Here is an 18,262-nt window from a genome sequence, read left to right as displayed (position 1 = left end):
ACCTTAATTCAGTAAATTAAAATATAGTTGCTCGTATTGTTCAACAATTTGATCCGCTTTAAATGTAGTTTTTGCTGTGTATAAAGACTGGTTAGAAAATTGTTGGTGCAGGGTTTGATCGCTTAAAACAGCCTGAGCCTTACTGGAAATGTCCTCGATGTCTCCAACTTCACAGATAAATCCGTTTACTCCATGATTGATAACTTCCGGCATTCCTCCGACATTCGTACCAATACATGGGACACCACATGCCATCGCTTCTAATGCAACCAGTCCAAAACTTTCTTTTTCCGATAATAGCAGCATTAAATCACTAATAGAGTACAATTCCTCTAAGCTCTCTTGTTTACCTAGGAAAATGACTTGATCTTCTAATCCAAACTCTCTAACAAGCTTACAAACGATGGTCATCTCAGGACCATCACCGACCAATAGTAATTTCGCTGGCATTGCAGCAGCAATCATGGCAAAAGATTTCACTACATCTTTCACCCGCTTCACTGGCCGGAAGTTGGAAACATGAATAATAACCTTCTCTTCTTCTTTTATCTCAAAATCTGATTTTAACAGCCCTGCATCACTCTTTTTATAGATGCGGTCATCAATAAAATTGTAGACAGTTTCGATTTGTTTATCAGGATTAATCAGTTCATATGTCTGGTCCACTAGTGCTTTGGAAACTGCTGTGACAACATCCGACTTTTCGATACCGAATTTAATGGCATCAGTCAGAGAGGGATCATATCCTAACACCGTTATGTCGGTTCCATGTAATGTCGTAACAATTTTAAAATCACGTTGGCTCATTTGCTTTGCTAATATAGCGCAAACTGCGTGAGGAATAGCATAGTGGACATGAAGTATATCTAACTTTTCCCGATTAGCTACTTCTGCCATTTTACTTGCTAAAGCAATATCATATGGTGGATACTGAAACACGGAATACTGATTTACCTCGACTTGATGATAATAGATATTATGATACATTTTATTGAGCCTAAAAGGGATGCTCGATGAAATAAAATGTATTTCATGACCCTTTTCAGCGAGCATTTTCCCTAATTCCGTCGCCACCACACCTGAACCGCCTACTGTCGGATAGCAAGTAATTCCAATTTTTAGTTTCCTCATGATTATTCTCCTATCAAATCACGATTCAAAACAATGGGAACCTTCGTTTTGAACCCCTCTGCAAATGTAACACCAACAAGCTTGCCAAACATTCTTTCCCTCGCCTCGACGGTTTCAATATACCCGTTAACAAGCGGGGTATTGTAACTTCCTTCTGATGGTTCAAATTGGCTTTTGTATTCCCTTAAGGCTTGAAGTTTTTTATCCATAAATTGTGTAATATCTATTGTAAAATCTGGTTTATGAAAACCATTAATCATATAAAAATAAACTCTCTCCACACGGTGCGCAGGCTGATCTTCTTCTGTCAGATATTTTTTAATACCTGAAGAAAAGACTGCCTCTTCCACTAATTTTGCACAATTACCATGGTCTGGGTGACGATCTTCGAAATACGGTGCAAATACGATTTGAGGCTTGTATGTTCTAATAATTGACGCAATCTTCCTTATGTATTCTTCTGTAAGAAATAATCCCCTGTCTGGGAGTGCAAGTGATGTCCGCATGGAAACATTAAGGACCTCAGCCGCATTTGCAGCCTCTAGTTTTCTTAAAGTAACATTACCATTTGAGGAAAGGTCGGCATCTGTTAGGTCGCAGATGCCAATTTGTTTTCCTTCAGATGTATATTTTGCAATCGTACCAGCCATGCCAATCTCGACATCATCTGCATGTGCACCAAATGCAAGGGCATGAAGGTGTTGATTATTCATTGATTACACCGTTCTCTTTAGTTAGATTTCTCCATTCAATTAGCCCTAGTTCTAAGCCTCTAATCAATAATTCAGCTGTCCCCATATTGGTAGCAAGCGGGATCGAATACACATCACACAGCCTTACCAGTGCTGTTACATCCGGTTCATGGGGCTGGGAGGTTAATGGGTCGCGGAAAAAGAAAACTGCATCCATTTTATTTTGGGCAATCATTGCCCCAATTTGTTGGTCACCGCCAAGTGGTCCAGATTGGAACCGAGTAATCGTGAGGCCCGTTGCCTCACTAATCCTAGTCCCTGTTGTCCCCGTAGCAAACAACGTATGTTTCGAAAAAATATATTGATAGGCTGTCGCAAACTGAACTAAATCATTTTTCTTTTTATCATGAGCGATTAAAGCGATATTCATAAAATTACCCCTTATACTAATATATTTTCAAGTCCGTAAACAAAGCTATTATGTTCCATCACTGACTCAACTGCCACTTTTACACCTGACATAAACGACCCACGATTGTAGGAGTCGTGTCTAATTGTTAGTGTCTGACCATCAGAACCAAATAAAACCTGTTGATGTGCAACTAATCCTGGTAAGCGGACGGAATGAATGTGCATCCCATCGTAGTTTCCTCCCCGTACACCTTGGATTGTTTCTTTTTCATTAGGATGTCCTTGTTCCTTAGTTTCTCGAACTGCTGAAATCATTTCCGCTGTTTTGACTGCTGTTCCAGAAGGAGCATCTAGCTTTTGGTCGTGGTGTAATTCAATAATTTCTACATCGCTAAAATATTTTGCTGCCATTTGGGAGAACTTCATCATTAACACGGCACCAATTGCAAAATTAGGAGCAATTATACAACCTAGGTCTTTCTCCTGACAAATATGTTCTAATTCCTCTAAATCACTGGCGGTAAAGCCTGTGGTACCTACAACAGGGCGAACATTGTAGGCAAGTGCAGTTTTGGTATGGTGCATCCCCACTTCCGGGGTGGTAAGGTCAATCAATACATCAGCACCGACATTCTGCAGGCAAGTTTCGATATTTGAATAAACTGGTACGTTATGTATGGAATGAAGACCTTCTAAATCGCTTAACATGATTCCGTCATATTTATGATCAACCGCTGCCACTAATTCAAAGTGTTCTGTAGAATTTACCATCTTAACAGCTTCACTACCCATCCTACCACGCGGACCAGCTACGATAATTCTAATCTTTTCCATATAGTTCTCTCCTTTTACTCTTCATTGATTCTAGTCCAACGATCCTTGTCTCTGGTTTTAAATTTTTCCATTACTAAATCATGTGCATCTTCAAGGCTAATATGTAAAGAATTAGCAAAACAGATTAATACGAATAGTAGATCACCGAGCTCTTCCTCAATTGCTTTTTCAGTTTCACTCGTTTTTTTTGGTTTTTCCCCATAATAATGGTTTACCTCTCTAGCAAATTCACCTAGTTCCTCTGTTAGGCGTGCCAGCATCGCAAGAGGACTAAAATAACCTTCTTTAAATTGACTAATATACACATCTACCTCTTGTTGAAGGTCATTTATCGTCTTTTCTTTGGCCATATAATTCACCTCGATAATCTAACTGATTATTATGTTCATTTTCTTATTCATTGTTTATGTTAGCTAAAATACCGCGGTTTTACAAATGATTTCATTTATTAACAACACTTTTTCACTTCCCATTGCTCTAACATTTTTAATTCGATATAATAAAAACCGCCATATGAGAGAATTTATGGTAGAGGAGGTTAATCATGTTGCAAGGTCTTAGATTAAAAAACATAGTTTTTATCCTATTGGGTGCTGCAATTATGTCGTTTGGTCTCGTAAATTTCAATATGCAAAACAAGTTGGCAGAAGGCGGATTTACAGGAATTGCACTTTTATTTTATTTCTTGTTTAAATGGGATCCGTCCTACTCTAATTTATTTTTAAATATTCCACTTTTCTTTATCGGCTGGAAGCTATTAGGTCGTAACACATTTTTTTATACGATTATAGGAACGGTAGGTGTGTCGATTTTTTTATGGATTTTTCAGCGCTATGCGATTGATATGCCCCTTCAAAGTGATTTAACATTAGCAGCATTATTTGCAGGGGTCTTGACAGGCATAGGTTTGGGAGTCATATTCCGGTACGGAGGGACAACAGGCGGAGTGGACATAATCGCTCGGCTCGTTCAAAAATATGCAGGCTGGAATATGGGGAAAACAATGTTCTTGTTTGATGCGTGTGTGATCGCCCTATCACTGGTAACCTACTTAAATTATAAACAAGCCATGTACACACTTGTGGCCGTGTTTATAGGCGCAAGAGTCATTGATTTTATATTAGAGGGTGCCTATTCTGCACGAGGTGCAATGATTATTTCGGAAAAAAACGAGCAAATCGCTTCAAAAATAATGGAAGAGATGGACCGTGGAGTAACTGCCCTAAAAGGATATGGATCGTACACTAAAAGTGAACGTGAAGTTTTATATTGTGTAGTTGCTAAAAATGAAATTGTCCGCTTAAAAAATGTAATTACATCTGTAGACCCACATGCCTTTGTTTCTATCACTGTTGTACATGATGTTCATGGAGAAGGATTTACGCTCGATGAAAATAAAATGCCATTATTAGATTAAAAACGATACCCCTGTCGACTTGACAGGGGTATCGTTTTTTCCTATTAATCCTTTAAATCTCTAGAACGGTCTTTTTCCATGTTCTTTTCACCCTGATATTTTCTCCAGCCCACATATGATAATGTCATAATAATAATGCTTCCTGTTGAGATAATGACCCACCAAATATTGGGGTCAGCCTCATCCTTCTCCATATTGGAAAAGAGATTGACTAAATCCGTATCTAATTTATCCAATTCCTGCTGACTTTTAGAATCATTAACCACTTGTGACCGATATTCATTAATAAAATCAATTCGTGCATCTAATTTTTGCACATTTTCTACGGACACATCAATTTTCATACTTGGATAGATGACATTATACAAAGATAAAAACGAATTGAAGTTTGAATGGAAGGTGCCTGAATCACCTTTTTTAGCAGCATCTTTAGCTTGGTGAAAAGCTGTCATAATCTGATCTTCCATTTCTACCCATAAAGGTTGATGGTTCGTGGCAATCGCATCAATGACGAGACGGAATTTGACTAATTTATTTATTCGTTCCTCATATTTCATATTGGAACTAACCGCTGCCTCCACTGCTTCATCATGGGAGGTATTAATGATTCTTACCTCATCCATGGTCAATGGCTGCTTGGTACTGGCAAGGCTTGTGAACTGGTCAGAAAAATAATCAAGCAGTCTCTTGGCATCTTCATATCTATGAAACTTCACCATTTGGAGCGCTTCATCTGAGATATCATCTAGCTTCTCCATTGGCGATTGTTGTTCAGCAAAAATAGTTTTGGGAGTAAGCATCATGATAATTGCAAATATAAATAACCATTTGATTTTCAATCCTTGTCCCCCCTCTCATTACTAATAAAATGTATGTAGGAGTGGACAAGGTTAGACCAGCTTGGATTATTTTATTTCAAGTTTGTACCGTTTTGGACGAATTGAAAAGTAATAGGCAAGACCGATTGATAGTATCGAGAGCCAGAATGTAAAATAGCCAATTTGGGGTGTGAAGCGATCTAGCATATGGTAGCTTGGCAACATGAAAAATACATAATCTATCACATCATTATGTAGTGTCCAAATAGCAGTAAGGATTAAATGCCTCCATTTAAACCGGTAGAATGGGGCATACAATATACCTTGGACGGCCATTGCAAAATGGGAAAGAATTAACATATAGCCAACTGCATCCAGTTCTCCATTAACAAAGTAGACTAGAATATTCATTACCACTGCCCAAATTCCATATTTAAAAAGTGTGACAATGGCTAATGCCTCAATTAGTGGCCAATTCCGCCTTAATAGAAAAGCAATTAAAACAAAAACAAAAAATAAACTAGCTGTTGGACTATCAGGAACAAATGGCAGAAAAATAGCCGGTGTCTCTTTAAGTTGCCATCCATACCAATAATAGCCATAAATAGTTCCAGCGATATTAATTATTAATAACAGCTTTAGTATTGACCGATTTGCTAGGAGAGGATAAATCCAACGCACAAATACACTCCTTTCATTGTCTAGAGTTTTTTCCATGAAGAAAAAAGCTGACGAACCTTCGTCAGCTTTTCAACTTTTTTGATTATTATTTGCCAAGGCCAGAGATAAATTCAGAAAGAGTTTTAAGTTCTTCGTCAGTCCCTTTGAAGATACCGGCAGGCATTTTACCGCCTTTACCTTCTTTGGCAATCTTAGCAATTTCATCAGGTTTCAAACCTGTACCGACCAGTGCAGGAGCACCAGCACCACCTGAAAGGTTCTCACCATGACAGGTAATACATGTATTCGCACTTGCTATTTTGTATCCAGCACTTGCTTTATCAATTTCAACCTTTGCGACAATTTTCCCTTGACGTTCAGCTTGAGCCCAGTCATGTGTTGCAACAGATTCCCATGTTAAGAATACAATTGCTGCTAATGATAGGAGCATGAAGCCAGTTGCAAGAGGACGCTTTATCGGGCGGCGTTCAGGACCACGATCAAGGAACGGTGCAAGTAATAAACCTCCAAATGCAAGTCCTGGCATAATCATTGCCCCTATTACTGTATACGGACCAGATGCAAATGAATATTTTAGTAATTGATACAAAAACAAGAAATACCAGTCAGGTAATGGAATGTACCCAGTATCTGTCGGGTCCGCAATCCTTTCAAGCGGAGCCGGATGGGCAACCGTTAAACATAAAAAACCGACAAGAAATACGGCTCCTATCATCCATTCTTTCAAAAGGAAGTTAGGCCAAAACGCCTCTGTTTTACCAGGGTATTCAGAGTAATCTTTCGGAATCATTTTTTTTCGTTCAGAAGGTGCCAAAACACGTGAATCACCAACGAACTTTAATCCTTTACCGCGATGCATCGAGCAATCCCCCTCCTTTTTCCGTAGTTAGTAGAAAAACATCGATTCTAATATAAAGCCATTTTTATAGAGGTCCAGAAATACCTTGTTTACGAATCATTAAGAAGTGAGCTCCCATTAAACCGAGCAATGCACCCGGAAGGAAGAAAACATGAATCGCAAAGAAGCGGGTTAATGTTTGAGCACCAACAATGTGTTCATGACCTGCAAGTAAAACCTTAACCTGCGTACCGATAAATGGTGTTGCCTCGGCAATTTGCAGACCTACTTTTGTTGCAAATAACGCTTTCATATCCCATGGTAGTAAGTAACCTGTAAAACCTAAGCCTAGCATAACGAAGAAAATAAGAACTCCGACTACCCAGTTTAATTCACGAGGCTTTTTATATGCACCTTGGAAGAAAACACGTAGTGTATGTAAAAACATCATTACAAGTACTAAACTTGCACCCCAGTGATGCATACCACGTACAATTTGTCCAAAAGCAACTTCATTTTGAAGATAATAAACCGATTCCCATGCGTTTTTGATATCCGGTACATAGTACATAGTCAAAAACATACCAGAGAGAATTTGAATAACTGTAACGAAGAATGTAAGACCCCCAAAGCAATAAACAAACGCTGAAAAGTGATGCGCTGGATTAACATGCTCAGGTACTTCATGGTCTGCGATATCGCGCCACAAAGGCGTAATATCTAAACGTTCATCTACCCAATCGTAAATCTTGTTTAACATGTTACGCCTCCTTCCGTGGTTCAGCTTTACCTAAATAAAGAAAACCGTCTTTTTCCTTGTATGGATATACATCAAGCGGGTGAAGTGGTGGTGTACCTTTAACGTTGGTTCCATCCTTTGTGTAACGGCCATAGTGGCATGGACAAAAGAATTGATTTGGATGTTCCTTGTCCGTATTCCAGTTAACCGTACACCCTAAATGTTTACAAGTAGGTGAAAGGGCTACTATATTACCCTCATCGTTCTTATAAACCCAGGCAGTATTCGTTACCTCTGACTCATACCAAGCATCTTTTTGCTTAAATGTAAAGTCAACTCGAACCGGTTCATCCGTTATTTCAGAAACTTTTTGCTTAGTTGCGATGAAATCACCGCCCTCGTCAGCTTTTAAAACAGGATCAACAGCAAAACGTACCATTGGCATTAACATACCAGCTGCCATGAAGCCGCCCACCCCTGTTAATGTGTAGCTTAAAAATTGACGTCTTGAAACGCGTTGCTTACTCATGCTTATATCCCCCCCTCTATTCACGAAGTTAAGTCCAACGGACAAAATTTAAACACATATAAAACTAGGACATAACAATGATATATCAATCTGCATGTTAGGTCAATATCATACTATTTTAAAAACATCATTAAAAAGAGGTTTTACTCATTTTCATGCCACTTTTGCGTAAAAAGATTTAAGAGTTGCTTTACTTGGCTATCTACTACCGCCAGTTTTTGTGAATCACTCATATGTTCAAGCGGGATTGATGGAAGCCATATTACCGATCCAGCTAACACCTCTTCTCGTGCTCTCCATTCAATTTCAGAAGTTATGTAAAAAATATGTTTAAACTCCCCCTTTTCAAGGCTAGCTTCCCAGTCCTTCAAATCACTAATAGTATTTTCACTATTTTTAGATTTAAGATATGTAAATGGAGGTAATAGTAATAATCTTCCCGTAAATTGTCTTTCTAAGTGTCCTGTTAGTAAAGTAATAAACTCAGATGATGCAGCCGACTGCTTCATCTCATCCCCAACAGATAGCGCAATTAACGGAACTACTGCCGTGTCAACATACTCTTTCGCATTCAAATACGTCTCAATATCCTGAGATGTCCATTTCATATCTATCCACCAACCTTTTGATTTCACTATTAATATCATATCATTTTCTACAAAAACAATAAAAGATAAAGGGATGATTAAAATTGTTTTTTGAGCAGAACAAAAAGGAAGCTGCTTAAAGCACGCTTCCTTTTTGTTCTGACGTTGTAAGAGTATTAAGCTTTTGGGTGAGGATCTGAAATGCATGTCGATCTTGTTTATCAAGGGCCTCATCGATTAAGTGAAGGAGTTTCTCACGTTGAAAATGTTCAATGCTCTGCTGCAATAATTGTTCAGCAATGATTCCATCCTTCTCATTCACTTGCAGATGTGTCGGAACGTATAGATTTTCCTCTAGAACAGCAGCATACTGGTGTGCTTGATTTGAAGCATGGAAGTTTAATTGAATAAAGATATCCTCGTCTCGATTTAAGCGAATATCGTGAAAGGACTTCTCAGCATCCGTTGTCATCACATTTTCTTTATAAAAACGAAATGGCACCTTATCAACACAATGGGTAGACATAATTAAACCTCTTGGGCAATACTGTGCTTGCTCAACAAAATGAACCTTTTCCATTAATTGATCGTGGCTCATTAGATAGTTAAGAATCCAAACACATTCTCTTCTTTTTAATTGATAATGATTTAAAAACCAGCGAATAAAGTCCTTCTTCTCGTTGACAGAAACAGGGGTTGCCATGATAGTTTCCCTCCTCTGCAAATTCAGCTTATTTAATCTTTCAACCCTGTAAGACGTCCAAGTAAATCCATATACTCCTCATTTGTTGGATCTTCAATAAGCATCTGTTTAAAAATTTCGGCGGCACGGTCCGTTTTTCCTTCTTCAATTAAAAAATAACCGTAGTCATGTAAAAATGTTTGATTTTTCTTAAAAAAAGTATATGCACTTTCATATTTGTCTAATGCGTAAGAAAAATTTTCTAATTTTTGATAGCTCACTGCTGAATCCCATAAGAGTTGAGGCTCTTCATCTTCTTTAATATCAAGTTGAGTAATTAACTCAATAACATCCTCATATCTTTCCTGCTGAAAAAAGAGTTCATTTAAGGTTAGAGCAGCTTCAATAAAACCGGGGTCTAAGGCAATTGCCTCACGCAAATACTTTTCTCCTTCCTCCACTTTTCCTAACTTAACGGCTATTTTTCCCCCAAAGAGAAATAATTCTTTATTGAATTCATCTTGTTTTATGCCCTCTTGAATGGTAAGGAAGCTATTCTCAAGATCTCCTTCCCGTTCATAGGCTAAAGCAAGGTGTAAATACAATGAATGATATTCTGGGTCAAGCTCTTTTAATTCACGAAATCTTCCGATAGCGGTTTGATAATATCCAGCCTGAAGGGCGGTAAAAGCATAGCCGAATAAAGTATTTATATCTAATTTCTCATTAATTGCCTTTTCATAATATACCAAGGCATCCTCAAACATTCCTGACGCACTTATCAGGTCTGCAATCCGTTGGTTAATATTAACCCCCGCTATTTCATTTTCTTCTTTTAAAACCCTTTCATAAGCCTCAAGTGCTTTTGCTATCTCACCTTGTTCACTATAAAGTTCACCTAATGCAAAATCGATGATCACTTCTTCGGGTAAAATTTCCTTCGCCTTAAGAAGTTTTCGTTCACAAACCTCATATAGGCCTTGAACTTGATATAAATCTGCTAATAATAGTAAGGATTGTCCAAAATTTGCATCATGTTCTGAAATCTTTTCAAGGACAAGAATCGCTTCTTCATCATTTCCTGCCTCAACAAGGATTTCACCTAACAAGACAAGAAGCTCCCCTTCCTCAGGGAATGTTTCTAGCAGATTTTCTACCAAAGCCTTTGCCTCGTCTAAGAAACCATATTGATACATTTCTTCGCTAAGCAGAAACTTTTCATCAGGCAAACCACTTTTTAATACAACATTATATTCAGTTAATGCCTCATTATGTTGGCCATTTTCTAACATGATAATAATTTTGTTAACTCGTTCCATTGACACTTACCTCACGTTCTCCTATGTTGGCAGGGAAAAATAGGAAGGGGTTTGCACCCTAACATGTTCTCCATATCCAGGTTTAAATAACACGTTATCTCCGGCTCGCATGACCGTTCCCTTATGAACAGTCACTGCCAGTCTATTACTATGATAATGAAATAAATTGACATCATCAACATTCTTGTCTTTTCTTTTTGTATATAGATTATAACTTACTTCATTGCCGCACATTAAACTAGCTTTTTGTGGATATAAACCAATTTTATTTAATACTGCAATGGATAATAGTTGGTTTTCTGCTAATTCCTCATAAAGAGCTGGGATATTCTCTCTTTTCATGATACCTTTCCATTTCGACAAAACACTCTTTACTTCCTTCTTCTCAATGGAAGAAATTATTGGAATTAATGGACTGTTATAAGGAAACATAGCTTCTCTAATCCAACCCCAAGGAACTTTTTCTAGTTCATCTATGGAACTGAGGTCCACAAAAATAGCCGGTATTTTGTTCTTTTTACATTTTCTAAGAAACGATTGCGTGATTAAACGAATCGGAATTCTTACCCCAAAACAAAAGTCAATTGGGCTGCTTAACAGAGTAGTTTTTAGTTCAGAGATCTTTGGTAATAATTCATGTTCATAGGAAACATTTACATAGGTGAACAAGGTGGTACAGCCTTTCAACAAAAATTCCTCAATGACATACGCTTTTAAATCTCGAAAGGCTTTAATTTGTGGAATATTTGAATTAAACAGGACATTAGTCGGGGTCATAACATATGGATCTGCATTCATTTTCATTAGCCTATACTTGTTGAAGTGTGAATCAATCTTAGCTATGCGATTATTATTAATTAATAAAGAGCATTTTTTCAATTGGTTATCTGTTAGAAGATTTACGTTTTCAATGATATACATCGTCCCCCCCCCCTTTCATTCCTATCTTTTTACTTTATTCCTTAAGACAAGCTATGTGAAAATTCTAAAAACTATACCATAAATATATGGGCTTTATTGTATTGTCTGTTGATGCCCGCTCCAATCAACAGGGTCGCAAATCACATTAACCTTAACGCTGACTATAAAAAAGAAAAAGCTGCATTGCACATGCAGCTTTTACTGAATAAGACTATTTAAATGGTCAAAAAAGTTCGGATAGGATACCGAGATGGCTTCTGGGTTTTCGAGCTCTACCTTTTCTTCACATAGGAGGGCTGCGATTGCGAGCATCATTCCAATTCGATGGTCACCGTGGCTTGAAACGGTTCCACCGCTTAATTTCGATTTCCCATGGATGATCATGCCATCCTCTGTAGCTTCGATCTCAGCACCCAATTCTTTAAGTTCGTTAACAACGGTATTAATCCGATTTGTTTCCTTAACTTTTAATTCCTCGGCATCTTTAATGATTGTTGTCCCTTCAGCCTGTGTAGCTAAAAGGGCTATAATCGGTATTTCATCGATTAATTTTGGAATTAAATTTCCTTCGATAACTGTACCTTTGAGAGTGGAGGTCTTAATGATAAGGTCACCTACTGGCTCAAATGAGGAATTCCCATCCTGAACAATTTTTAAGTCTGCACCCATTTTTTTCATAACCTCGATAATTCCAGTTCTTGTTGGGTTTAACCCGACATTTTTCAACACAATCTCACTTTTAGGAATAATTGCACTAGCAACTAGGAAGAATGCAGCCGAGGAAATATCCCCAGGAACTCGAATCGTCGTCCCGGTTAGTTTTTGACCGCCTTTTACGATAATCTTTTGATTATCTTTATCGATTTCGCCACCAAATTTAATAATCATTCTTTCGGTATGATCGCGTGTTTCTTCCGGCTCAATAATGACGCTTTGTCCTTCTGCCTGAAGTCCCGCCAAAATCAAGGAAGATTTTACCTGTGCACTTGCAACAGGAAGTGAGTAGTTAATCGGTTTTAATTCCCCGCCTCGAATAGAAAGGGGGGTAAAGGAGCCGTCCTTTCGCCCATCAATTCTGGCGCCCATTTCCGATAATGGGTTCGTTACCCGAGTCATGGGTCTCTTGCCAATTGAGTTATCTCCGACAAGGGAGGAGAAAAATGGTCTTCCTGCTAATATTCCCATCAATAAGCGGATCGTTGTTCCAGAGTTACCAACATCTAAAACCTCTTTTGGTTCGGTTAACCCCTCAAATCCTTTTCCGATAATTCGAAGTTGACCATCGGATTCTTCAATCGTAACTCCAAGCTTTCGAAAGCAAGAAATCGTACTTAAACAATCTTCCCCAGGTAAGAAATTGGAAACAATGGTTTCGCCGTGCGCAATCGAACCAAACATAACAGATCGATGCGATATTGATTTATCCCCTGGAATTGTTATTTCCCCATTTAAGCCTGTTATGTTTGTCTTCAGTTTAAAAGTCGTCATGGAAATCACCTTTTATTATCATTTTAAGAACCAATTGATGTTTCAAAGTTGGAATAAATTCCGATACATTGCTCCGCTTTTTGTCGGTCCTCTTCTGTTTGAAAACTAATAATTAAAATACCATTTATATCTTCACGTGTTTCTTGAATTCGGATATTTGTGATACTAATATCTTCCTTCGCCAAGTAACCGGTAATTTCTGAAATCACACCAGGATAGTCCGGTACATCAACAAATAAATCATAAAATGCTGGAATAGCGCCCTTTTCCTTCATAGGCAGGCCATCCCGGAATTGTTTTGCCTGTTGAAAATAATCATAAATTGCCGAACTATTTTCATTTTCAAGGAGCATTTTTACCCCATTCATTTCTGTTTGCCACTGATCTAGCAATTCAATTAATATATCGCGATTATGGAGGAGGATATCCTTCCACATCTCTGGACTGCTTGAGGCAATCCTCGTAATATCTCTAAACCCGCCGGCAGCAAGTCGAGGAATTAAGCTTTCAGCTTTTGCCAACTTTTCAGTTTGGCGAACAATTGAAGCAGCAATGATATGGGGAAAATGACTAACAATTCCTGTTAGATAATCATGATTTTCAGGTGTTACGATTAAAAACTTGGCATTAGTCCCGTTTAACCATGATTTCAATTTTTCTACCTTTTCTTTTGAGATGTAATCTTCTGGTGTTAAAAGGTAGAACGCATTCTCAAATAATATTTCTTTTGCAGCTGAAACTCCACTCTTATGTGATCCGGCCATTGGATGCCCGCCTATAAAAGTAATCCCCTGCTCCTTTAGGCGACTGGCACTTTCAACTATTTTGCTTTTTGTACTGCCAGTATCTGTCACAATTACGTCGGATTGTAGTGGTAGGGTAGCAAGAAATTGAATTATATCCTCTGTTTCATTGACAGGTGCTGAAATAATAATTAAATCCGCATCTATAGCCCCACTGTAGATATCACCTGCAATTTCATCAATCACCCCGAGCATTTTTGCTAATCTAGCTTGTTCACTATTAATATCAAAACCTACAATTGTTACATCTTCATGTTCCTTTTTAATACAAAGGGCTAGCGACCCTCCAATTAGTCCTAAGCCAATAACAAAAACACGGCCTTTCAATGATAACTCCCCCTAAACATTAAGGCTCGCTTGGTTAATTTTGAGCTAAGAATTCACCTAATGCTCTGAGGACACCTTCATTTTGTTCCAAGGAGCCTACTGTAATTCTAACTGCTGATGGAAAACCAAGCGCATTTCCAGAGCGAACGATGTACCCTTTTTCCATTAGGCCTTGGAACACCTTGTTCCCATCCATTTTACAATCAATTAAAATAAAATTTGTTTGTGATGGGTAATATTCGAGACCATTCTTCGTACAAAATTGATAAAACTGTTCGAGCCCCTGTCTATTTTTTTCTTTACAATTGTTGATAAATTCTTTATCTTCAATGGCAGCAGAAGCGGCTAATTGACCTAATGAATTAACATTAAAGGGCTCTCGAGCAGGTTCTAGTGCTTTAATAATCGAGCGGTTTGCTACCCCATAGCCAATTCGTAAAGCAGCCAAGCCGTATATTTTCGAAAAAGTCCTTAGAACAATTAAATTTGCAAATTCACGGGTTAAATCAATCGAATTATAGTAATCTTCAGCAATTACATATTCATAATAGGCTTCATCCAGAACAACTAGGATATCTGCAGGGACTTTTTCTAGAAATGCTACTAATTTATTTTCTGGAATATATGTACCTGTCGGATTATTAGGACTGCACAGCCAAATGATATTGGTTTTTTCGTCTATTGCCGCTAACATCGCGTCCAAATCATGGTCACCGTTTACAAGTGGAACTTCCTTACAAATTGCTCCTTCAATCACTGCATTATGCTTGTATTGTGAAAAAGTAGGTGCTGCCATAATCGTGTTGGCATCGGGATGTAATAGTGCCCTTGAAATAATTTGAATAAGATTATCTGAACCATTCCCAAAAATAAGTTCCTCCTCTTCTACCTGTAAAAAGGCGGAGAGTGTCTCTCTTAAATTTGTTGCGTAGCCATCAGGATAAATAGCTAAACCGGCGGGATTCGATTGTAAAGCAGCCAAGGCTTGTTTGGAGCATCCAAAAGGATTTTCATTTGACGCTAGCTTAACTATATGCTCAAGGTTATACTGTTTCTTAACTGATTCTATAGACTTTCCTGGTTGATAAGGAGTCAGTGTTAATAACTGTTCTTTCCATCTCATCTCTCTACACTCCGTTCATAAAAGGTTAAGGTATACCATCATTCGAAAGTTTCCCTATTTCGCTAAACTACTGCCAAGGTCTGGCCTTAGGACCTTTGCCCCTTTTAAGTATACATGAACAACCTCTTCTTGAGCTTGAGTAGTGTTCACATGCATCATTACTCTAATACACATCTTTAATGAATTGGGGACAGGAATCTCTTGCATACACATTACAGGTACATATGTCCATCCCTCGAAGCTTCGCAAAGCCTTTGCTGGAAATGCTGCATTAATATCCCCCGTTGTTGAAATGAAAATGGAACCGACTTGTTCTGGTTGGATTTGATTTTCCTCAATTAACCTCTCCATCAATTCTTCAGTTGCCGTGATGATTTCTTCCTCTGAATTTTGATTGATTGTGATTGCTCCTCTCACTCCTCTAATCAAGAAAAGGCCCCCCTTTTTATTTATTATTTAACTGTTCGAATAAAACCGATTCCGATATCTCTCTGATAATTGGCTGTCCCAATTGTTCGAGCAGAACAAATCGAATCACATGACCGATTGACTTTTTATCCTGCCTCATTTTAGCAATTAACTTTTCATAGGATAGATTCTCAGGGATTTCCGATTCATAACCTAGACTTTCAATCCATTCGATGAATTCTTCCACATCAAATGAAAGTCCTAGTAATTGTTTACTTAATTTCAACGCAAAAATCATGCCAATCATAACTGCTTCCCCGTGTGTAAAGTTTCCATATCCCATTTCCGATTCAATCGCATGACCTAACGTGTGGCCAAAATTTAAGAAAGCTCGTACCCCAGTTTCTTTTTCATCTTGGCCCACAATCTTACCTTTTACTTTTATACCTTTAATTAAGGAATCGGACAGCAAATCCATAGGTAAGCTTGGAAGATTAACGACATTTTCCTTTAGCCAAACATAGAATTCTGTATTATCGATAAGTGCGTGTTTAATAACCTCAGCAAACCCGGAACGAATTTCATGAGCTGGGAGTGTTTTCAGGAATTCTAAATCATAAAAAACAGCCTCTGGCTGATGGAAGGCCCCAATCATATTTTTTCCAAGCGGATGATTAATAGCTACCTTGCCGCCAACCGCACTATCATGAGCCAATATGGTGGTTGGTATTTGAATAAATGGTATTCCTCTCATAAAAGAAGCAGCAACAAAACCTGACAGATCTCCAACCGCACCACCACCAAATGAAAGAATAACAGATTTCCGGTCCAGTTGGTTTTCGAGAGCAGTTGAAAGTGCATCATAGAAAACATCAAATGTTTTTGCCTTTTCGCCACTAGGAGCAGTATAAATGACAGGGTTTAAGAAGTTCAACTCAGACAATAATTTTTCAAGATGAAGTTTTGCAACTGTTTCGTCTGTAATAATTAATATTCTGGTTAATCCTGCAAAATGATTGGCCAAAAAGGAACTAATTTCCTTTCGTACCCCTTCCCCTACAAAAACATTATAGTTTTTTGATTTTGTATTAATTTGAATGGTTTCCATTAAAACTCCCTCGCATATTCTCGCTGCCTTTTGATTTCTGCAGCAAAAGCTTCAAAACGATCACTATAAAATTGGTCAACCAGCGCATTGGCAAGCTCCCAAGCAACTGCGTGTTCTGCAACAACTGCAGCAGCAGGCACTGCACAGCTGTCCGAACGTTCCACGCTCGCAGAGAAGGGCTCCTTTGAATCAATATCCACGCTCATTAATGGTTTATATAAAGTAGGGATGGGTTTCATCACACCTCGGACAACAACCGGCATACCTGTTGTCATCCCGCCTTCTAATCCGCCTAAACGGTTAGACTTACGGTAATAACCCCTTTCCTTATCCCAGGCTATCTCGTCATGAACTTCACTCCCAGGCTTTGCAGCTGCTTCAAATCCAATACCAATTTCTACACCTTTAAAGGCATTTATACTCATAATCGCCGCTGCTAATTTTCCATCTAATTTACGATCGTAATGAACATAGCTTCCAACTCCTGCAGGCATTCCAGTCGCAATTACTTCCACAACACCGCCAATCGAGTCACCATTTTTCTTTGCTTCATCAATTGCTGCCATCATCTCGTTTTCTATGTTAGGGTCAGCACATCGTACAGGAGAGTTTTCTGTCTTTTTCTTTAATTCCTCAAATGAAATAGTAGAAACGTCAAAGTTAGCTTTAATTCCGCCAATTTCAACCACATGTGAAACGAGATCAACACCTACTAAGGATAATAACTTTTTGGCAACAGCTCCTGCTGCCACTCGAACGGTGGTTTCACGTGCAGAGGAACGTTCAAGGACATTTCTCATATCCCTATGCCCGTATTTGATTGCCCCATTTAAATCTGCATGTCCTGGACGGGCCCGAGTTACTTTCCGTTTTACTTCATCCTCCTGCCCATCTTCTAAGGGTTCTGCCCCCATTATTTTCGTCCAATGCTTCCAATCATTGTTTTGAACTACTAATGCAACCGGTGAACCTAGTGTGTAGCCATGACGGACTCCAGAAACAATTTGAGCTGTATCCTTTTCGATTTGCATTCTTCTTCCACGGCCATAGCCTTTTTGGCGCCTGGATAATTCCTCATTTATATCTTCCAACAATAATGGCATTCCAGCAGGGAGACCTTCTAATATTGTCGTTAATTGCGGTCCATGGGATTCTCCTGCTGTTAGGTATCTCATTCCCATTCTCTTTCCCCCTTCAACTCATTAAAGAATTTTTTTATCAATATACCATATAGCGCAAAATAAACATAGTATAACTATTCAGAAAATAGAGGTAAATTTTATATGCGAATACAAAAAAAAGCACTTGTATTTTCCAATACAAGTGCCTCTCCTTAAAAAAAAATGTATAAGTTTTCAAACTTAGATTACTGTCTAGCTTCAGTGCCCTAGCGGCTAGTGTCCTTC

21 protein-coding genes are annotated in these 18,262 nt (G+C 38.4%); 1 reads left to right on the top strand and 20 read right to left on the bottom strand.

What is annotated here, in order from left to right; translation table 11 throughout:
- Positions 1 to 3: 3 nt before the first annotated feature.
- From bshA to V7121_RS13645, 5 genes are read right to left on the bottom strand one after another with little or no spacing between them, the layout of a single operon-like run.
- Positions 4 to 1,131 (bottom strand): N-acetyl-alpha-D-glucosaminyl L-malate synthase BshA, encoded by a 1,128-nt coding sequence (gene bshA, locus V7121_RS13665; RefSeq protein WP_335499812.1) that lies wholly within the window; start codon positions 1,129 to 1,131, stop codon positions 4 to 6.
- Positions 1,132 to 1,133: 2 nt separating this feature from the next.
- Positions 1,134 to 1,844: a bacillithiol biosynthesis deacetylase BshB1 gene (bshB1, locus tag V7121_RS13660; RefSeq protein WP_335499813.1), complete on the bottom strand. Its 711-nt coding sequence runs from the start codon at positions 1,842 to 1,844 to the stop codon at positions 1,134 to 1,136.
- Positions 1,837 to 2,253 carry a methylglyoxal synthase gene (mgsA, locus tag V7121_RS13655; protein ID WP_335499815.1) on the bottom strand — a complete coding sequence of 139 codons (417 nt, stop codon included), beginning with the start codon at positions 2,251 to 2,253 and terminating at the stop codon, positions 1,837 to 1,839. Before mgsA ends, bshB1 begins: the two co-directional genes overlap by 8 nt.
- 11 nt (positions 2,254 to 2,264) lie before the next feature.
- A complete protein-coding gene (dapB, locus tag V7121_RS13650; RefSeq protein ID WP_335499817.1) occupies positions 2,265 to 3,068 on the bottom strand; it encodes a 4-hydroxy-tetrahydrodipicolinate reductase in 804 nt (267 codons plus the stop codon).
- Between the two features lie 14 nt (positions 3,069 to 3,082).
- Positions 3,083 to 3,418, bottom strand: coding sequence for a nucleotide pyrophosphohydrolase (locus V7121_RS13645; RefSeq protein ID WP_335499820.1), 336 nt, complete (start codon positions 3,416 to 3,418; stop codon positions 3,083 to 3,085).
- 194 nt (positions 3,419 to 3,612) lie between these two features.
- On the opposite strand from V7121_RS13645, the gene V7121_RS13640 reads away from it, so the two are divergent.
- On the top strand, positions 3,613 to 4,485 hold the full coding sequence (locus V7121_RS13640) for a YitT family protein (protein WP_335499823.1): 873 nt from the start codon (positions 3,613 to 3,615) through the stop codon (positions 4,483 to 4,485).
- 44 nt (positions 4,486 to 4,529) lie between these two features.
- On the opposite strand, the gene ypjB is transcribed toward V7121_RS13640, so the two are convergent.
- The 15 genes from ypjB to aroC form a co-directional block, all read right to left on the bottom strand.
- Complete coding sequence (ypjB, locus tag V7121_RS13635) at positions 4,530 to 5,324, bottom strand: sporulation protein YpjB (protein WP_335499825.1); 795 nt, start codon at positions 5,322 to 5,324, stop codon at positions 4,530 to 4,532.
- A gap of 66 nt (positions 5,325 to 5,390) precedes the next feature.
- Positions 5,391 to 5,984, bottom strand: coding sequence for a DUF1405 domain-containing protein (locus tag V7121_RS13630; RefSeq protein ID WP_335546824.1), 594 nt, complete (start codon positions 5,982 to 5,984; stop codon positions 5,391 to 5,393).
- Between the two features lie 85 nt (positions 5,985 to 6,069).
- Entirely contained in the window at positions 6,070 to 6,843 is a 774-nt protein-coding gene (locus V7121_RS13625) for a menaquinol-cytochrome c reductase cytochrome b/c subunit (protein WP_335499832.1), read from the bottom strand.
- Between the two features lie 64 nt (positions 6,844 to 6,907).
- Positions 6,908 to 7,582: a menaquinol-cytochrome c reductase cytochrome b subunit gene (qcrB, locus tag V7121_RS13620; RefSeq protein ID WP_026563914.1), complete on the bottom strand. Its 675-nt coding sequence runs from the start codon at positions 7,580 to 7,582 to the stop codon at positions 6,908 to 6,910.
- Between the two features lies 1 nt (position 7,583).
- Positions 7,584 to 8,090 (bottom strand): ubiquinol-cytochrome c reductase iron-sulfur subunit, encoded by a 507-nt coding sequence (locus V7121_RS13615; protein ID WP_335499835.1) that lies wholly within the window; start codon positions 8,088 to 8,090, stop codon positions 7,584 to 7,586.
- Between the two features lie 143 nt (positions 8,091 to 8,233).
- Positions 8,234 to 8,698, bottom strand: a complete 465-nt coding sequence (locus tag V7121_RS13610) for a YpiF family protein (RefSeq protein ID WP_335499837.1) — start codon at positions 8,696 to 8,698, stop codon at positions 8,234 to 8,236.
- A 115-nt stretch (positions 8,699 to 8,813) separates the two neighbouring features.
- On the bottom strand, positions 8,814 to 9,380 hold the full coding sequence (locus V7121_RS13605) for a ReoY family proteolytic degradation factor (protein ID WP_335499839.1): 567 nt from the start codon (positions 9,378 to 9,380) through the stop codon (positions 8,814 to 8,816).
- Between the two features lie 32 nt (positions 9,381 to 9,412).
- Positions 9,413 to 10,678, bottom strand: a complete 1,266-nt coding sequence (locus V7121_RS13600) for a tetratricopeptide repeat protein (RefSeq protein ID WP_335499841.1) — start codon at positions 10,676 to 10,678, stop codon at positions 9,413 to 9,415.
- Positions 10,679 to 10,699: 21 nt separating this feature from the next.
- Positions 10,700 to 11,599, bottom strand: coding sequence for a hypothetical protein (locus V7121_RS13595; protein ID WP_335499843.1), 900 nt, complete (start codon positions 11,597 to 11,599; stop codon positions 10,700 to 10,702).
- Between the two features lie 198 nt (positions 11,600 to 11,797).
- On the bottom strand, positions 11,798 to 13,087 hold the full coding sequence (aroA, locus tag V7121_RS13590; RefSeq protein ID WP_335503396.1) for a 3-phosphoshikimate 1-carboxyvinyltransferase: 1,290 nt from the start codon (positions 13,085 to 13,087) through the stop codon (positions 11,798 to 11,800).
- 23 nt (positions 13,088 to 13,110) lie between these two features.
- The gene (locus V7121_RS13585; RefSeq protein WP_335546821.1) at positions 13,111 to 14,217 is read right to left on the bottom strand and encodes a prephenate dehydrogenase; all 1,107 of its coding nucleotides are present in this window, start codon (positions 14,215 to 14,217) and stop codon (positions 13,111 to 13,113) included.
- A 34-nt stretch (positions 14,218 to 14,251) separates the two neighbouring features.
- Positions 14,252 to 15,340: a histidinol-phosphate transaminase gene (gene hisC / locus V7121_RS13580; protein ID WP_335546819.1), complete on the bottom strand. Its 1,089-nt coding sequence runs from the start codon at positions 15,338 to 15,340 to the stop codon at positions 14,252 to 14,254.
- A 54-nt stretch (positions 15,341 to 15,394) separates the two neighbouring features.
- On the bottom strand, positions 15,395 to 15,769 hold the full coding sequence (gene aroH / locus V7121_RS13575; RefSeq protein ID WP_335503389.1) for a chorismate mutase: 375 nt from the start codon (positions 15,767 to 15,769) through the stop codon (positions 15,395 to 15,397).
- A gap of 16 nt (positions 15,770 to 15,785) precedes the next feature.
- Positions 15,786 to 16,856: a 3-dehydroquinate synthase gene (aroB, locus tag V7121_RS13570; protein WP_335503385.1), complete on the bottom strand. Its 1,071-nt coding sequence runs from the start codon at positions 16,854 to 16,856 to the stop codon at positions 15,786 to 15,788.
- On the bottom strand, positions 16,856 to 18,031 hold the full coding sequence (gene aroC, locus V7121_RS13565; RefSeq protein ID WP_335503398.1) for a chorismate synthase: 1,176 nt from the start codon (positions 18,029 to 18,031) through the stop codon (positions 16,856 to 16,858). Before aroC ends, aroB begins: the two co-directional genes overlap by 1 nt.
- Positions 18,032 to 18,262 lie beyond the last annotated feature (231 nt).

The organism is Neobacillus drentensis, from assembly GCF_036962125.1.
GTDB classification, from domain to species: Bacteria; Bacillota; Bacilli; order Bacillales; family Cytobacillaceae; genus Neobacillus; species Neobacillus drentensis_B.
The sequence above is the reverse complement of the archived record's forward strand: the minus strand, read 5'-3'. Positions and strand labels throughout refer to the sequence as shown.

Coding starts and splice junctions, on each gene's coding strand:
- V7121_RS13625 (WP_335499832.1), bottom strand. CDS start 6,843: ATGCATCGCGGTAAAGGATTAAAGTTCGTTGGTGATTCACGTGTTTTG.
- V7121_RS13640 (WP_335499823.1), top strand. CDS start 3,613: ATGTTGCAAGGTCTTAGATTAAAAAACATAGTTTTTATCCTATTGGGT.
- V7121_RS13605 (WP_335499839.1), bottom strand. CDS start 9,380: ATGGCAACCCCTGTTTCTGTCAACGAGAAGAAGGACTTTATTCGCTGG.
- aroC (WP_335503398.1), bottom strand. CDS start 18,031: ATGAGATACCTAACAGCAGGAGAATCCCATGGACCGCAATTAACGACA.
- hisC (WP_335546819.1), bottom strand. CDS start 15,340: ATGAGATGGAAAGAACAGTTATTAACACTGACTCCTTATCAACCAGGA.
- V7121_RS13645 (WP_335499820.1), bottom strand. CDS start 3,418: ATGGCCAAAGAAAAGACGATAAATGACCTTCAACAAGAGGTAGATGTG.
- dapB (WP_335499817.1), bottom strand. CDS start 3,068: ATGGAAAAGATTAGAATTATCGTAGCTGGTCCGCGTGGTAGGATGGGT.
- aroB (WP_335503385.1), bottom strand. CDS start 16,856: ATGGAAACCATTCAAATTAATACAAAATCAAAAAACTATAATGTTTTT.
- qcrB (WP_026563914.1), bottom strand. CDS start 7,582: ATGTTAAACAAGATTTACGATTGGGTAGATGAACGTTTAGATATTACG.
- V7121_RS13600 (WP_335499841.1), bottom strand. CDS start 10,678: ATGGAACGAGTTAACAAAATTATTATCATGTTAGAAAATGGCCAACAT.
- aroA (WP_335503396.1), bottom strand. CDS start 13,087: ATGACGACTTTTAAACTGAAGACAAACATAACAGGCTTAAATGGGGAA.
- V7121_RS13595 (WP_335499843.1), bottom strand. CDS start 11,599: ATGTATATCATTGAAAACGTAAATCTTCTAACAGATAACCAATTGAAA.
- bshB1 (WP_335499813.1), bottom strand. CDS start 1,844: ATGAATAATCAACACCTTCATGCCCTTGCATTTGGTGCACATGCAGAT.
- V7121_RS13615 (WP_335499835.1), bottom strand. CDS start 8,090: ATGAGTAAGCAACGCGTTTCAAGACGTCAATTTTTAAGCTACACATTA.
- mgsA (WP_335499815.1), bottom strand. CDS start 2,253: ATGAATATCGCTTTAATCGCTCATGATAAAAAGAAAAATGATTTAGTT.
- V7121_RS13610 (WP_335499837.1), bottom strand. CDS start 8,698: ATGAAATGGACATCTCAGGATATTGAGACGTATTTGAATGCGAAAGAG.
- bshA (WP_335499812.1), bottom strand. CDS start 1,131: ATGAGGAAACTAAAAATTGGAATTACTTGCTATCCGACAGTAGGCGGT.